Below are 15,717 nucleotides of genomic sequence, written 5' to 3' on the forward strand. Positions count from 1 at the left end.
GTATCCCTACATGTTTTTATCTTTATCTAAGCAACAGTATTTTAAACTTCCAACCCTCAACATTCTTTCATAACAAAACACTAACATTCGGTGGTTATAAAAATCTGCCTCCAATGAGTACTGGTGCTTATAAAAGCAATCTTTAAGTTATGGTATACTAGCTACTATGAAAAATTAGAAGGTGAGATTTATGCTAGAAGTCAGTGAAAGTAAATTAGCACACTATAGTCTGCATTTTTTGAGCGAGACGCTTATTTTAGGAGAAGAAGTTTTTACACAACCTGAGGTCATGTTAGAAGCAGCCTTTACACAGCTTGCTTTTAATAAAATTGACATGGAACAGCAATATGAATTTTTCCATGAAAGCAATATTGCACTCAATGAAGTTTTTACGTATTCAAGAGCGATTTTCGAGCAGGAAAATAACTTCCTAGAACAATCACAAAATATAGCCAAGCACTTACATAGTGTGTCACAGCATCCAAACATCAAAAGCGGAGAACTCTTTATTGGCCTATTTGAAAATTGTTTACTATTGAATGAGGCTAAAAAAATCCTCGCTATTGTCAAAATTGATGAAAAGGAAATGTTTTTAGATGTGAAAAATGAACACAATCAAATGATCGTGCACGGTGTGGATGGCATTAACGTGAAGAAGATTAATAATATGGCTATTATTGTTGATATGGGACCAGATCAATCTCCTGCCGTGTATATTAAAACAAAGCGTAAAGAAGATATCGTTTATTGGCAAGAACGATTTTTAAAAATACAAGCAGCAGATGAGCATTATTATAAAACCAATTTAGCACTAACAGAATGCAAAAAATTCATTTTAAAGGAAGAAAATTATACAAGCACAGAAAAACTTGGGCTTTTGAACAAAACACTGGATTACTTTAGAAATGAAGAGGAGTTTCAAGTAAATCATTATATTGAAACAGTTTTTGAGCAAGCGGACACTACTCAAAAAGATATCATCATTAATTCGGTCAAACCCTATGAGACTATCATTTCTGATAGTGCGCTAGAAAAAGCTGAAAAGAAATACAAACGTAAAATCAAACTGGATTCCAATATTGAAATCCAAGTAAATATTCAACATATCGACCAAATAGATGAATTAATTGAAGTTGGCTATGATGAGGCAACGAATCGCAAATTCTATAAAATCTATTTCCAGGATGAACAGTAGAAGAGCTTGGATTAAACGGATGCAAGTTATCTTATGAGATTAAACATTAGAATGACAGCGTCTCTCCTAAAATCTTCAATAAGGAGAAAAAGAGCTTAAAACAGTATCAGCTGCAATAATGCCTTAGTTCGTGCCCATGAATTTTCTCTGGAAGCGCACTAATCCTTGTAAATCTTTGCTTCGATAATCAACCCTTTGCATGGTCTGTGCTGTAAATAATAGCTATTTTTCAAAGACTACAGATACGAAAACAGTGTGTCTTATCATGAATCCTCCACTCTTTAATTTCTTAAAATTTTTTTCAAAAAGTTAAAACTTTTTCAATTGGTAAAACGTCTAATAATTGGTAACAGAAGTTAACCTAAAGGAGAATTGATAAATATGAAAAAACCTGCTAAAAAAACATGGCTATTAGCTTCAGCATTAACACTTGGGATGGCTGTATTAACACCGCTTCAAGCTGGTGCAACAGCTGTTGATACAACAAATAATGTAACGATTCAAATAGAACAAAAAATAACAGGTACCATTAAATATTTTGATGGTAGCAGCATTACCCTTAAAGGAACAGATGGAAAAAACTACTACATCAGTTTACACAATTTCTCAGATAAACAAATTGAGCAGTTAAAGCTAGCAGAGGGGCAGGAAATTTTAGTTGAGGGTAGTATTGTGAAAGATTACTCAGATTTCTTTACCTTTGCCGTCTATAAAAAAAGCTTACCTAAAGAAGTAACAAAAGAAGAATTAGTCCAACTAGAGAAACTCTTTTCTGACATGAAAAAGGCTGAAAAAGAAGAGAATTATGAGGAAATGGAACGAATCTATGAGGCGATGGATAACATCACAAGACCTTACGAATTAGCAAATTGGCAACCTGAGCCTTTTGAAGAATTTATTAATGAAGCCGCATTCGCTGAAAAAAATATTGTTATCAAAGCACAAGATAAAGAACAGCTAAAAACACTTTATAGTAACTGGATTAAGTATGTAAAAGAAAATAAAACGGATGAGGCATCAGAAAACATTGATAAAATTTTCACTATTCTTGAACCTTATTACCAAGAATTATATCCACCTTTAACTTTTGAAGAGTATATGGCGGATATGAACGTCGATTTAACAAAAGAGGAACTTGCAAAACTTAAAACAATCTATGAAGAGGCACAAAAAGCTGAAAAAGATAAAGACGAAGAATTGGCTATGAAGAAATGGGATGAATTCTATGAAATACTTCGCCCACACTTTAAACCAGTTCCCTTCGAGGAATATATGGAAGATATCGAATTCAGCATTAGTAATGCAGATTACGCAAAATTAAAACAACACTATGAAGAAGCAGTTGCCCTTGAACAAAAGGGTGAAGATGAAAAAGCTGGCGAGCAATGGGAAGCCTTTTATAAAGTTTTAGACCCTTACTACGAAGCGAACAGAGAAATTCTTATCTCACCATCTAAATTAACATTTAACGGTCAAGATTTTACGCCAGAGCCAGAAACAAATTAAATAAAATTTCAAGGGCCCTCCTATTGGTTTTAGGAGTGGCCCTTTTTGAAGTGACAAATTTGTCATGTTATCCCGGAAATAGTCATGTTAATCGATGGTTTACCCTTATTTTTCTTGTTACAGTAAACCATGTTGTCACAAGCACATTACGTTCTAAGGAGAAAAACAACATGACATTATTCATGAAGAAATCGGTGATGATGACAGTAATGTTACTATTTTTTACGTTCACACCCGGATTTGGACACGCAGCATCAAATAATACAATTAGTAAAATTGATCAGTTTATTAAGGAGCAGCAAACCATTAGTAAAATCCCAGGAATTTCAGTAATTATTGTTGATAAAGGGAAAACCGTCTATCAACGGGGCTTTGGCTTTGCAGATACGAAAACAAAAACGCCTGTTACCTCTGATACTCTTTTTGAGTTAGGCTCCACGTCTAAGGCATTTACAGGACTCGCTATTTTACAATTAGAAAAACAAGGTTTGTTAAAACGATCAGATGATGTCCGAAAGTATATCCCTTGGTTATCATTAACCTATAAAGGCGAGGATCAGGCTGTGACAATACAGCAGCTATTGTCTCATACTAGCGGAATTCCCTCAAATTCCATTACTCAAATCCCAGAAAGCACAGCGGATAATGCCCTTGAATTAACAGTTAAAACACTGCTGGATCAATCACTAAATCGTCAACCAGGGAGTTCTTTTGAATATGCAACCATCAACTATGATGTCTTAGGCCTCGTCATTGAACAAGTTGCAAAACAGCCATTCGATCAGTATATTCAACAGAAAATTTTACAATCTGTTGGTATGCATCAATCTTTTGTAGGAATTCACCAAGTACATTCCACACATATGGCTTCTGGCTATAAAATAGGTCTAATGAGAGAGCAGCGATACATACCACCTATCTATCGTGGCAATATCCCCGCTGGTTATATCATCAGTAACGCTAATGATATAGCCAGATGGTTAAAATTACAGGTAGGAAACAGTGATATCTATTCAATCAGTAACAATTTAATTCAAGAATCGCATACTCCAGATCTAACAGTGGAGCCTTTTGATACGAATCCTTACTATGCAAACGGTTGGGCCGTTGTGAAAAAGGACACAAAGTCATATATCTACCATGCTGGTGAGAATCCAACCTTTTCCTCGTATTTCATTTTGCAACCTGACGAACAAATCGGCGTGGCTATTTTAGCCAATATGAATACAAGCTCTACAACAGCGATTGGACAAGGTGTCATGGATTTATGGGAGGGCAAAACGATTGACATGCAACATATCAGCAGCTATCAAAAGCTAGATAAAATTGTAACAATCATATGTGCTATCATCATCGCAATCAGCATTATTTTCTGTTATCTATTCGTTCAAATTATACGCAGCCTTTATAAAAAACAACGTAGTATGGCAAATCTAAATTACAAAAGAATATTGTTATTATCTGCCCATACTATACTTGTGGCGACAATGCTGACAGCACTATTTATCACGCCTAACATAGTACTTGGCGGCTTAAATTGGACATTTATTAAAGTTTGGGCACCAACTTCTATTACATTCCTGTTGTATAGCTCCATTTCGGCCAGTCTTCTATATTTATTATTAGGCTTTATGATGATTGGTACTAAAAGGAAGAATTAAAAATTTAATAGCTTAAAAGATATTTAGCTACAATTAATAGCTCTATTTTGACTGAACACTGCGTAATATGAGCTAATGGTAAAGATGCTGACCTATATCATTCATTGCTAACACATCCATCTTTGAAGGTAAGAATTGATTCCTTCAGCCCTTTGAAAACAAGTTGTAGGAACAGACCATATCATTTTAGAGAAATATTAATACTTGGGAGCGGAACAAGCTCTTTCCGCTCTAATGTTTTTTCATCAACAATTCTTATAGTTGGCGTAATGATTAGCGTTCGAATATCAGAATCAGGTATAAAAACCTCAACATAACCATTTACTCGCCCAGAACCGCTTTTAATAGTTGTTGCTCCTACCTTTTCATATACATTTCCAAGATTATCTTCTATGTCTACCATTAAAAATTCTGTATCCCAATCTAGATTTCCCTCAAAGTAAAGAGTTGTTATATATTTCCCCTCTGTAATTTGATTACATAATAACTGATATTGTTCATTACCAAATGGTTTATTTATTTTTCTTGAATAGGCTCGGGTTGGTGTAAGTTCTAATTGAAAGTTCCATGCCCCTTCCACAAGAGTCGTATTCTTCATACCTTTAAAATCTTTAGGACGCCATTGAAGATTTATCGTTTCATCCATCGCTTTGTCTGAAATTCTCGCCGTAAACATACCAATCCAAGTAGCATCATTCTTTTTAATGATTTGATGACTAAGTACGTCTAATTTGTTTCCGTTGACTTCTAAATCACCATTCCAAAATAGCGGGGGTTCATCTATCGGTTCTTCGTGTTTCATTTCATAACTAACCGATACAATCGTTCCATCGAAAAAAGCCTCAGCTAATTCAATGGAGGTTCCGTTACTTTCGTCTATTTGATTGATGGTTGATGCATTATCACTAAATACTTGTAATTGGGGATTATCATTGCTATTTAATAGTTGCTGTACAATTGGTACTCGATTAGCCACTACAGGTAGCCAAATGCTGCTACTAGCAAAAATAAATGTGAGCATGGCGACAATACTAACCCACTTCCATTTTTTAAATACATACTTCTTGGTTGAAGATGACCGTAAAACACTTTTTTCAATATTAATCTTTTCCCAATCAGATAATTCAATTGGTTCAATCTCTTCAATATCTATTTCGATGAAGTCCTTTTCGTTCATTTAGATACCTCCCAGCTCTTCTGTTAACTTTAACTTACCTCGATATAAACGATTTTCAACAGCTGATTTAGATAGACCAAATAGCTCTGCAATTTCTCCGTTGGAATATCCTAAGTAGTATTTCAAGAGAAAAATTTCCTGATCGTTTTTACTTAAATTTAAAATACTGATAAATAGCTGCTCTTTTTGTACTCTTTGTTCTATGATGCTTTCTGGAAGATCCTTGCTATTTGAAATGGATGGAAGTAACTCGACTGTTTTTGGCTTATTTTGAAGGCTTCTATATGTATCAATCGCTTTATATTTTGCAATAACGCCAATCCATTTTTTAAAATCAATCTCATCGCCAGTAAATTGAATACTCTTTTGCCAAATGGTTAGAAATACATCGTTGATACATTCTTCAATAGCTGTTTGATTGGGCTGTAACACTTTCACTACAATGGCTTTAACATAACCTCCATATTTGTTAATCACTTCTCTTAAAGCTTGTTCATCCCTTTTTTGTAGCTGATTAATTAATGAATACACGAAGTTAGAAAACCTCCTTTCTTCTCTACAAGTAATAACGAGCGAATGAAAGAAAACTCTCACATTATTTTTAGTTAAATGATTCCATTGTGCCATGTAATTAAAAATAAACGGGATAGCATAGTTTTTCCTGCTTAAAACTTGTTCCACAGCATTCATAAAAAAATATTTTCAATTCCTCATGCATTTAAATTAAAAGCTACAGAAAAAAAAGATGAAGTGGATTGGCAACGACGTTCTTATTCACAATGGTAGGCTAAATGAAAAAGACATTATCATGGAATACAATTATTCTTCATGCTGTAACAAGCGCCTTTGAGTTTCATCATATCAGGTGTTTAGTGAAATTTACCTTTCACCCAAGATCCTTTTTAAAATTATCTAAATACGATTCATTAGACGAATACCCTTTTCTCTTTCAACGGCATTCATACAATAAACTGAAGAAAGGAGAGATCTTGATGGGATACTTTGGAAACATGGGTAATTTCAATTGTTGTTATGGAGGCTATGGTAATGACTATAGCGGAGGTTATAGCATGAGTTGTGGCATGGACTACGGCGGCAAGAATAATAGTTCAACATTCGTTTTAATCGTTGTTTTATTCATTCTTCTCATTATTGTAGGCGCAGCATTCGTACAAAAAGAATATTAATATTTATTGATAAAACATGAAAAAGGGATGATCTTCATTATTGGCAGCTAACAATAATGTCAATACATCCACACATTCAATAGCAAAAGAGGGTCACTACAAGCCTAGTGGCCCTTTTTAACCCTGTATACCCTTCCCCTTGTTCCATTTCATATCACCATCTACCACATCTTCGGCTTTACAGATCGCTGGGAAAAATATAATTATCCTACGCTTTTACTCCATAAAGTACTTAAAATGAAACCAACTAAAACATTGAACCGTATATATATCAAGCTATTTTTGAAAAAGGGGTCGAGTAATATGAAGGAATGGTGGCAAGGAAGGAAAAACAAAAAGAGAAGAGATATGCGACGTAATGATCAATATTCATTAATTGACTTATTTCTTGACGTACTAGTTTGGATACCAGAATTGCTTCTCCTCCCATTTAGAATCATTTATTGGCTGTTGAGAGGGGTTGGAAGGCTTATTGGAGAAGGTTTTAATTAAATATAATTGAGGCCCTGACCTCCCTACACAGGTGGAATTTTCCGTTAAATTAGTATTAATTCGAGATAAACGGTGCCTTTTGTACATACTTTTGATTTTCAATTTGGCTAATGATAAATGAAGCTATATCTCGACTATTTAGCCCTCTACTATAAATGGAAGGCTAATTAGAGTCCATTTGATTAGTTGATTTTGGCTAAGGCTATGCCCTTTTTTCTTATCCATCATCATTTATGAATAAAGAATGTTAAATATCTTTGCACCCCTTTTATCTATAACACTCTTTGTATCTCCAGCAATGGTTAGATCCATCCGTAACCCTATGTAAATCAGACATGACTTCCAATATATTTTCCGTTACTTTACTATCAATTGGCTTTTCTGGTTTCTCACAAACATACGCATGTGATACCCTTTCTCTGATGCTTTTGAAGCAATGTAACGCCCCTCTTTATCTGTTCCCCCCGATTATTCCAATCTTTTTATAAACGTCCATGGTACCTCACAGATTAACTATACAGACACATCATGTTTTGGGATTCAATAAATCTATTATACACGTCTCTTAACCAATACTCCGTGCACATCTATTATATGTATTTGAAGAGTGAGATGAAGAAGTAGTAATTTTGTTCATGCTACGACAGCTTGTTTCTATACAAAAGAAAAAGAACCATTCTCTTAAAAGAAAATGGCTCTGTCAACTATCATCGTCATTACTTGAGAATTAGATTTTTCTATTGTTTTTCGCTTCATAATTCTAGGTGACTTTTGTATAAAAGTTATATATCAATGGTTCATATGATTTACTAACTCTTTATTATATGCAATCCACTTTTCCATTTCTCTTTCCACAGCTCGATTTTGCCATTCAAACCAAATACCTGTACATTCACTGCAATGACTATCAACACCCTTTTTTTCATGCGTATCTTTACATGTAAACACAGTCTTTTTACGACAACTGTAACAGTAAATTACTGTATCCTTATAAAACTCCATCACGATCAACTCCTACAATTTACACCTATTTCTTTCCTTTTTTCATATAGATTATTCTTTAAAATGAAATAAGTTAAAATAAAGAGTGCCGTAATGGTTCCTCTTACCTCTCCTTAATAAAAGCGATTCAAACCCTTACTATTAAAGGATTTGAATCGCTTTTTCAATTAGCCCAACTTTTCTCTTTGAACCTCGAAACGTCCAGAATACAAAATCTTAGTAATACCATACTTATTTAAAAATGACCTTTAAAAAAGCAATTCAAGGAGATGGTAAGATATCCTATACACTCTGATATCTTACATAGCTCCTTGAACTGCCAGTAAATTACTTAAATTATTTAGATTCTACATTCTCATCTTGAGAGTAATTATATTTAGAAGGATCAACTGGCGTATAACCTGTTGGCGTATAGAATCTCAATAAGTCACCATTTACGACTCTATCAGATAACGCCAATTTATGATCTACTTCATTTTTAATCGTTTTTGCTTCCTCTAATTGACTCTCGTCTAATGGTAAGCCTGTTTTATTATCATAATATTTTTCATTAATTGAATAAATAGTAGGACTGACAAAATCGCCATTTCTAAATGGAACAATTTCATCATGCTCTTCTGATAATAAGTCTGAACCAAATTGAACAAATTGCTGTGAATCAATTCCAAGTAAATGTAATAATGTTGGAAGAAGGTCTGTTTGCCCACCATACGTATGGTTAGTACCACCCTCCATACCCGGAACATGTATAAATAATGGAACGCGTTGTAAATTAGCACTTTCATATGGTGTAATATCTTTTCCTATTACTTGGCTCATTGCAGCGTTATGATTATCTGAAATACCATAATGGTCACCATAAAGAACAATCATTGAATGATCATATAAACCTGATTCTTTTAATTGCTGGAAGACCTGTTGAATTGCTTCGTCTGCATAACGAGCTGTTTGGAAATAATTATCAACGCTTGCATCTCCCGTATTGGCTTTATCAATTGTCACTAAATCTTGATTCATTTTATATGGATAGTGATTCCCTACCGTAATTAATTTTGTATAAAAAGGTTGTGGTAAGGAGCTTAAAAGATTTTGAGATTGTGCAAAGAATGGTTTATCTAATAAACCATATTCAGCCATGTCCTCTGAAGTACCTGTGTTATAGTAGCTAGCATCAAAGAATTTATCGAATCCAAATGATTTATAAATCACATTTCTATTCCAGAAGCTTCCGTTATTACCATGGAATACAGCGGATGTATAACCATAATCTTTTAAAATACTAGGAGCTGCCTGATACGTATTTTGTGCTTTTGTAATATAAGCAGATCCTTGTGGTAATCCAAATAAAGAGTTTTCAAGCATAAATTCTGCATCAGACGTTTTCCCTTGACCTGTTTGATGGAAGAAATTATCAAAATACAAGGTATTCTTATCTTTTGCTAATGAATTTAAAAATGGTGTTACTTCTTCACCGTTTAATTTATAGTCGATTAAAAAGTTTTGGAATGATTCTAAATGTAAATAGATAACGTTCATTCCCTTTGCTGCACCAAAATATTGGGCATTCGGTTTGGCATAATTTGATTTTGTATAGTTAATTACTTCAGTAATATCACTACTATCCGCCAAAGCTCTCTGAGACGATGCTTTCATCGTTTCAACTGAGTCATAAATCGTATAGTTATACATTCCTAGATATTTCACAATATAGTTTCTATCAAAACCTCGTGTTAATAGTTGAGGACGATTAGTTTCAGCTAGTCCTAAATTAAGGACGGATACTGCTAATGCAATAGCAATGATTGCCATTCCTTTTTTATAGCCATAACGTTTCGTATCTTTTTGAATTTTTTTAGAGAATCGTAGATAAAACATAACAAGAACATCTACAAAGAACAAAATATCATAAGGCTTTAGTAAAGAAAGAACACTACCACCTAAATCACCGAAATTCTGTGTTTGAGAAAGTGTAGGTAATGTAATGAAATCACTAAAGAATCGGTAATAAACAATATTGGCATATAAAAGAATAGACATCAAAGTATAAATTATAACGAGTGATGTGTATTTTCTTTTTCCTTTAAATAAAAATGAAAATCCTAGAAATAGCATTGCTGAGCCTAGTGGATTTATTAGTAAAAGGAATTGTTGCATGACTCCTTCTACACCTAAGTCAAATTGTGATAGTTGAGAGATGTATGTTTTACTCCATAACATTAATACTGCTACTATATAAATTCCTAAAAAGTTTTGTAATAGGTTATCTTTTTTATTTACTAGATTTTTCATTTCTGCACCTACCTTTTACTGATTAAATTAAAATCTAGATATATTTGAACTTAACTGATAAGTACTGTATTGCACTTTAAAAAATGTTACGTTACAATAGTTTTTTTCGCGACCAATGTATAGTACTCCCCATTTAAACTTCTGTCAAGTTGTTAGCTATTCTTCATATAAATATTTCTAATTAACCTAAATATTGTCCAAAAAATACCCAGTAAACATTAGCTTTTAACTAATATTTACTGGGTATTTTACGCCATAATAGAGATGGTTGGTTCTTTAAATATCTATATGAAATTTACCTCGCAATTTCTCTTATTTGGGCATCAAAAAATCTTCCATTTCAAATGAATTGGAAGATTTTCTGGAACACTATTTAGACGTTTCTATATTTATTTGAGCACCTACTGAATTTTTCAATGATGAAGAAAGACCTCGTCTGATTAGATTCGCTGAAACAGGCGCTCTCCCCATCTCCCTTGCCCAAATTGATAATTGTCCTATATGGTGAATTTCATGTGCAATGGTATGACGAATGATCTCACCCCATGTATGCGTCTCAATGCTACCATCGGCTAACGAATTATGAAGTATACGCTCTTCCATACTGTCGTCCCATTGATTTACAAAGCTTTCGACTTCTAAATGAAATGCTGCTTCCAATTTACGAACCTTTTCCAAGCTATTATATTCATCAAAGCTCTCCTGAAAATCAGTTTTCCCTTGTAATAGACGAATCCAACTCCATTCAACATCAATGATATGGAAAAGTGTGTGCAAAATACTGCCCATCCCACCAGTTCTGTTTTGCAAAAGTTCTTCTTCAGTCAACTCTTCACACCAACGAAACCAGTCTTCCCTAACTAGCCAATTATATTTAAAAAATGTTTGCAAAAAAGCACCTCCGTAGTTGTTGAAAAACATTATAACTCACTATTTATTCATTAAAGTGAGGAATCCTTCTTTGCTCTTTCAGCTATCCAAATAAGCACTATAAGTATCCTAAGCTAAATGTTTAGTAATTACCACTTCTGGTTACTCTTATGAATTTTTCTATAAACGTAATCTGCATTATCTAGGTTTTTCCAGCTACTAATAAAATTTAGTATTAGCATAAAAATTCCAAATAAAATAAATGCCAACATATATTTACCTATGAAAAATAAAACAAACGTTGCAACCAAAAGTAATATCATTAAAATTATTACGAGGATTTGTAATTTCCCCTTCTTCTTCTCATCCACCTGTTCAACCTCCAATCAAAGCGCCGATACTTTTCTAAAATGTTTTCTTTGGTTTATTTTAACATAAAAATTCATTTTTTCTAAATAATCAATTATTTTATGCAAAATCCAAACATCAGAAATTTCCTACCAAATTTTCCTTACATAATCTTGGGATGATCTGAAATATTTAAATAGGAAGTAGAAATAAACAAGGGATATTTTATTGGATAAGATAAATAATATCTTTAGGAGGTGTCGACATGAAACGAGACAAAAAAAATACAGAGTTTGCAACAGACGAGCCAACAAAACAATCATTTACTAGTGGAGCAGACCCAAAAAAACCTAATGGGCGTACGGAAGCCCCTCGCCCACAACGTGAAGAAGACCTTATTGTGGATGAGAAAAAAGGTAAGTCAACTTCATTATAATGTAAGACAAGTTAGTATTTTTGACCACTCTATTAGAGATGGTCTTTTTTAATTTTCTCCACATCATGTAACGCTATATAATGATTGAGACCACCCATCATGGAGTGGTCTTTCTACTATTATTAAATACAGATTATTTTAATTAACTTATCTCATCGCCAGTATATTATATATTAAAACAAAAAAGTAAATTTATGTTTTTTAACCTAATTTTAACCTTTTATTGATAATCTATAGTTGTTTCAACAATTAAATTACTAGGAGGAATAATTATGACAGTAGCAGTAAAAAATTTTAGTAGTATTATGAATCAAATGAGAGATGCTTATACGGGAGAGCAAACCAATGAATTTTCTTTAGCAGCGTTCATTGGACTTCAAGCTCCTTCATTATCAGACGCACCTGATGAATTACAAAAACTAACACAAGAATATCAGGAGAACGTTAATAGTTTTTATGTGCAAGAAGAATTAGACTTAAAAGAAAATGTTAAGCAGTTAGAGAATGATAAAAATCAAACAGCTTTTTTTGAAAATATGCGGAAGAAAAAAGAGGAAGCTTTAAAAAAATCGGAAGACATGATCAATAAATACTACGATTCGTTGATAGATTTTGGTGAAGAGCATCCTGCAGCTCAAACACTAATCCTTACTATTGCTGATAAAGTCGGTGCCTTTATACAAGATATTATGGATAAAGTTTTAAATGTTTTTGTTACTGTTGTGGAAACTGTAAAAAATGCAATAAGTGCTGCTATTAATTTCATTTCCTCTACTTTTAATTCAATTGTTAGCACTACGAAAAATTTCTTTTCTAGTTTATTTTAAAAACATTCTTAGCAGGACTGTCTCTGGACTATCTTGTTTCACATTTAATACCACTTTACAAGAAACAGATCAACGAGCTAGTTCTCATTTTGATAAACTTTTCGATGAAAAAGACTGATTTTGGCACCTCTTAGGCACTATCGAGAGACTTATACATCAATGTATAAAAATAAAAAGGCTTACAACCGTTGTGGCTGTAAGGCTTCGCTTGACGTCCCAGGAGGGATTCGAACCCCCGACCGACGGCTTAGAAGGCCGTTGCTCTATCCAGCTGAGCTACTGAGACATGATGTCGTTTCTTATGTATTCCATAGGAAGGACAATATTTATTATATGTACTTTATAGCATAATGTCAACATTAATTTTACTATGCAGGCAAGGTTTGCCTCATATTTTTTATCATATGTTGCTACAGCATCCATTATACCATTTCCTCACCCACTTAGCAGGACGGATAGCAAAATATTTGCTACACTATTGGCGATAAAAAAGTAGGAGGTATGAGGATGTTTAAAGATTTAGTCGTTATTGTCACTGGTGGTGCACAAGGGATTGGAAAGGGCATTACACTCGCATATGCACAACAAGGCGCAAAAGTGGTGATTGCTGATTTGAATGCAGGCTTAGGTCAACAGTTAGAACAGGATATGCTTGCTCAAGGCTACTCTGCATTATTTGTTCCAACGGATGTGACAAAGGAACAGGATATAATTCATTTGATGCAGCGAGCTGTTGAGCAATATGGGACCATTCATATATTAATTAATAATGCTGGGAAGTTTCAGCATCAATCTCCCTATGAGGTGACGTTTGATGAGTGGCAGGATTTGTTGCAGACGAATTTAACGGGTACCTTTTTCTGTGCCAGAGAGGCTGCAAAAGTGATGCGGCATAATGCAAAGGGTGGTTCTATTGTTTCGCTGGCCTCTACGCGTGCTGAAATGTCGGAGCCTCATACAGAAGCTTATGCGGCTACAAAGGGTGGTATCATAGCGTTAACACATGCTTTAGCGCGATCTTTAGGGCCAGATCAAATTACGGTGAATTGTATTTCACCTGGGTGGATTGAAACAGGTGATTACGAGGCACTACGGCCAATCGATCATGCGCAGCATTTGTCAGGAAGGGTTGGTCTGCCTGAAGATATTGCACAGGCTTGTCTCTATTTAACAAACCCGATGAATAACTTTGTAACAGGTATTAATCTTACAGTTGATGGTGGCATGACGAAGAAAATGATGTATGAAGCGTAATTTTGTCGTCTGTTCTTTTCTTTCTTGTTCTTCATACTCTGAGATTCCTTGGAGTATGCTACTGTAGGAGATAGAACAAGAAGGAGTGAAGCCTTGTACCCCTATTCAAATGGTTTTTCATTAAGCCAGCTGTATCATGCCCCCTATACGCAGTATACGGCTCCGATTCGTCACTTTTTACAGTCAAATGATTACCGACGCTGTATTAGTAAAGGCGAAGCAGACTTTATGGCTATGAATCGCTTACTTTGGATGGAGCATGTAAATTGGACACGGATGACTATTATTAGCATTGTGTTTAATTTGCCTGATTTACCCTTTGTGCAGCAGCGTTTGCTACGCAATGCAACCGATTTAGGGAATTGTTTACGCCCCTTTTATGGGGACTCCGTGGCGGATCGTTATGCAGCTTTAATTAAAGAGCATCTGGTAATTGCGGCTCAATTAGTGACAGCTGCTGCGAAAGGTGACGCTACCACAGCAGAAGCAAAAGAAAAGGAATGGTATCGTAATGCAGATGATATTGCTTTCTTTTTGCATACAATCAATCCATACCTAAGTAGAGAGGCAGTACAAAAAATGTTTTATACGCATTTAGCTTTAACGAAAAATGAAGCTGTCACGATGATACAAAAAGATTTTCAGGCAGATGTAGACGTATTTGATGAAATTGAAGCAGAGGCACTTGCGATGTCAGATATGATTGCCAGTGCCATCGTGATGCAATTTTGTTACCTCTTTTAATGTAAAAATCTTGATGCATTTATGACCATTTTACGCTCAACTGCTGGAGGAAAAACTCTCGCCGTTTTGTTTTTGGCATAATGAGCATGAGGCTGTATGCCCTGAAGACTACCCTTCATAAAAGAGGCTAATGTATTGCTTTGAATCGTTACGTTGGCTCGCTTTAATTCCCATGTGGAGTGGTGAATATCAATGCGAAAAAGTGTATCCTTCCATTTCGCCCATGAATGGTAGCGCTCTACAATCCATCGGTCAAAATTAGTATTGGTCTTGTCTCCTATTGTATAAATAACCCTCAATCTTTCGTCACATGCTTTGTAATGGCTTGTGTATGAATAGTGATTTCCTCTTTGTTTTACTAGGATGTTGGAATGGCGATATGGCAAGCTACCTATTGCCGTAATTTTTGATAAGAAATTATTCGTCACATCTAAATGAAAAAAATAGATGCCTTTCATGCCGTTATACTCCACATATGTTCGGACATTCAATTGTAAATAGGTATTCATCCCCGGAAGAGGTGGTAGAAAGCGTAGCCGATGTCGATAAACTTTAAAAACTACAGCACTAAGCCAGGCATTTTGTTCAAAGAGATCGAGCTTCAGTTCTTTAGGTACATGTTTTTCGAGTTCTTGAGGGTCTATCGGCCAATGTAAAAATAGAACATCTTGCCATGTTTGAGTCATCATCCACATCGTAAAACTCCTTTCTAATCACTAGTTTTTCCTA

The 15,717-nt window shown here is 34.5% G+C and carries 15 protein-coding genes and 1 tRNA gene; 9 read left to right on the forward strand and 7 right to left on the reverse strand.

Annotated features, from left to right (window positions below; genetic code table 11):
* Positions 1 to 190 precede the first annotated feature (190 nt).
* The 3 genes from MHB39_RS16380 (at position 191) to MHB39_RS16390 (ending at position 4,362) form a co-directional block, all read left to right on the forward strand.
* Positions 191 to 1,195, forward strand: a complete 1,005-nt coding sequence (locus MHB39_RS16380) for a hypothetical protein (protein WP_342544568.1) — start codon at positions 191 to 193, stop codon at positions 1,193 to 1,195.
* A gap of 381 nt (positions 1,196 to 1,576) precedes the next feature.
* Positions 1,577 to 2,701, forward strand: a complete 1,125-nt coding sequence (locus tag MHB39_RS16385; protein ID WP_342544570.1) for a hypothetical protein — start codon at positions 1,577 to 1,579, stop codon at positions 2,699 to 2,701.
* Between the two features lie 170 nt (positions 2,702 to 2,871).
* Positions 2,872 to 4,362 (forward strand): serine hydrolase domain-containing protein, encoded by a 1,491-nt coding sequence (locus tag MHB39_RS16390; protein ID WP_342544571.1) that lies wholly within the window; start codon positions 2,872 to 2,874, stop codon positions 4,360 to 4,362.
* Positions 4,363 to 4,543: 181 nt separating this feature from the next.
* Here the strand turns inward: MHB39_RS16390 and MHB39_RS16395 are convergent, their stop codons facing one another.
* Entirely contained in the window at positions 4,544 to 5,539 is a 996-nt protein-coding gene (locus tag MHB39_RS16395) for a DUF4179 domain-containing protein (RefSeq protein WP_342544572.1), read from the reverse strand.
* Positions 5,540 to 6,070 (reverse strand): sigma-70 family RNA polymerase sigma factor, encoded by a 531-nt coding sequence (locus MHB39_RS16400; RefSeq protein ID WP_342544574.1) that lies wholly within the window; start codon positions 6,068 to 6,070, stop codon positions 5,540 to 5,542.
* Between the two features lie 551 nt (positions 6,071 to 6,621).
* On the opposite strand from MHB39_RS16400, the gene MHB39_RS16405 reads away from it, so the two are divergent.
* Positions 6,622 to 6,726, forward strand: a complete 105-nt coding sequence (locus MHB39_RS16405) for a YjcZ family sporulation protein (RefSeq protein ID WP_225341045.1) — start codon at positions 6,622 to 6,624, stop codon at positions 6,724 to 6,726.
* Between the two features lie 303 nt (positions 6,727 to 7,029).
* Complete coding sequence (locus tag MHB39_RS16410) at positions 7,030 to 7,218, forward strand: hypothetical protein (RefSeq protein WP_016995025.1); 189 nt, start codon at positions 7,030 to 7,032, stop codon at positions 7,216 to 7,218.
* Between the two features lie 789 nt (positions 7,219 to 8,007).
* On the opposite strand, the gene MHB39_RS16415 is transcribed toward MHB39_RS16410, so the two are convergent.
* The 3 genes from MHB39_RS16415 to MHB39_RS16425 form a co-directional block, all read right to left on the reverse strand.
* A complete protein-coding gene (locus MHB39_RS16415; protein WP_016995027.1) occupies positions 8,008 to 8,220 on the reverse strand; it encodes a hypothetical protein in 213 nt (70 codons plus the stop codon).
* Positions 8,221 to 8,556: 336 nt separating this feature from the next.
* Positions 8,557 to 10,509 (reverse strand): LTA synthase family protein, encoded by a 1,953-nt coding sequence (locus MHB39_RS16420; RefSeq protein WP_342544577.1) that lies wholly within the window; start codon positions 10,507 to 10,509, stop codon positions 8,557 to 8,559.
* A gap of 369 nt (positions 10,510 to 10,878) precedes the next feature.
* Positions 10,879 to 11,400 (reverse strand): DinB family protein, encoded by a 522-nt coding sequence (locus MHB39_RS16425; protein WP_258859773.1) that lies wholly within the window; start codon positions 11,398 to 11,400, stop codon positions 10,879 to 10,881.
* Positions 11,401 to 11,992: 592 nt separating this feature from the next.
* Here MHB39_RS16425 and MHB39_RS16430 point away from each other — a divergent pair.
* Entirely contained in the window at positions 11,993 to 12,163 is a 171-nt protein-coding gene (locus MHB39_RS16430) for a hypothetical protein (protein WP_339280205.1), read from the forward strand.
* Between the two features lie 272 nt (positions 12,164 to 12,435).
* On the forward strand, positions 12,436 to 12,990 hold the full coding sequence (locus MHB39_RS16435) for a hypothetical protein (protein ID WP_103118523.1): 555 nt from the start codon (positions 12,436 to 12,438) through the stop codon (positions 12,988 to 12,990).
* A 212-nt stretch (positions 12,991 to 13,202) separates the two neighbouring features.
* On the opposite strand, the gene MHB39_RS16440 is transcribed toward MHB39_RS16435, so the two are convergent.
* Positions 13,203 to 13,276, reverse strand: a tRNA-Arg gene (locus MHB39_RS16440).
* A 221-nt stretch (positions 13,277 to 13,497) separates the two neighbouring features.
* On the opposite strand from MHB39_RS16440, the gene MHB39_RS16445 reads away from it, so the two are divergent.
* Positions 13,498 to 14,244, forward strand: coding sequence for a glucose 1-dehydrogenase (locus MHB39_RS16445; RefSeq protein ID WP_258859400.1), 747 nt, complete (start codon positions 13,498 to 13,500; stop codon positions 14,242 to 14,244).
* A 93-nt stretch (positions 14,245 to 14,337) separates the two neighbouring features.
* Positions 14,338 to 14,988: a hypothetical protein gene (locus tag MHB39_RS16450; protein WP_016991536.1), complete on the forward strand. Its 651-nt coding sequence runs from the start codon at positions 14,338 to 14,340 to the stop codon at positions 14,986 to 14,988.
* On the opposite strand, the gene MHB39_RS16455 is transcribed toward MHB39_RS16450, so the two are convergent.
* Positions 14,985 to 15,683, reverse strand: coding sequence for a DUF2071 domain-containing protein (locus MHB39_RS16455; protein ID WP_339280206.1), 699 nt, complete (start codon positions 15,681 to 15,683; stop codon positions 14,985 to 14,987). The two genes, MHB39_RS16450 and MHB39_RS16455, sit on opposite strands and share 4 nt — an antisense overlap.
* Between the last annotated feature and the right edge of the window lie 34 nt (positions 15,684 to 15,717).

This window comes from Lysinibacillus sp. FSL K6-4013, assembly GCF_038630435.1.
Classification (GTDB): domain Bacteria; phylum Bacillota; class Bacilli; order Bacillales_A; family Planococcaceae; genus Lysinibacillus; species Lysinibacillus boronitolerans.

Bases quoted from the DNA above. Each gene is read 5' to 3' on its own strand.
- MHB39_RS16445 (WP_258859400.1), top strand. From the start codon at position 13,498: ATGTTTAAAGATTTAGTCGTTATTGTCACTGGTGGTGCACAAGGGATT.
- MHB39_RS16435 (WP_103118523.1), top strand. From the start codon at position 12,436: ATGACAGTAGCAGTAAAAAATTTTAGTAGTATTATGAATCAAATGAGA.
- MHB39_RS16395 (WP_342544572.1), bottom strand. From the start codon at position 5,539: ATGAACGAAAAGGACTTCATCGAAATAGATATTGAAGAGATTGAACCA.
- MHB39_RS16420 (WP_342544577.1), bottom strand. From the start codon at position 10,509: ATGAAAAATCTAGTAAATAAAAAAGATAACCTATTACAAAACTTTTTA.
- MHB39_RS16455 (WP_339280206.1), bottom strand. From the start codon at position 15,683: ATGTGGATGATGACTCAAACATGGCAAGATGTTCTATTTTTACATTGG.
- MHB39_RS16405 (WP_225341045.1), top strand. From the start codon at position 6,622: ATGGACTACGGCGGCAAGAATAATAGTTCAACATTCGTTTTAATCGTT.
- MHB39_RS16390 (WP_342544571.1), top strand. From the start codon at position 2,872: ATGACATTATTCATGAAGAAATCGGTGATGATGACAGTAATGTTACTA.
- MHB39_RS16410 (WP_016995025.1), top strand. From the start codon at position 7,030: ATGAAGGAATGGTGGCAAGGAAGGAAAAACAAAAAGAGAAGAGATATG.
- MHB39_RS16415 (WP_016995027.1), bottom strand. From the start codon at position 8,220: ATGGAGTTTTATAAGGATACAGTAATTTACTGTTACAGTTGTCGTAAA.
- MHB39_RS16430 (WP_339280205.1), top strand. From the start codon at position 11,993: ATGAAACGAGACAAAAAAAATACAGAGTTTGCAACAGACGAGCCAACA.
- MHB39_RS16385 (WP_342544570.1), top strand. From the start codon at position 1,577: ATGAAAAAACCTGCTAAAAAAACATGGCTATTAGCTTCAGCATTAACA.
- MHB39_RS16380 (WP_342544568.1), top strand. From the start codon at position 191: ATGCTAGAAGTCAGTGAAAGTAAATTAGCACACTATAGTCTGCATTTT.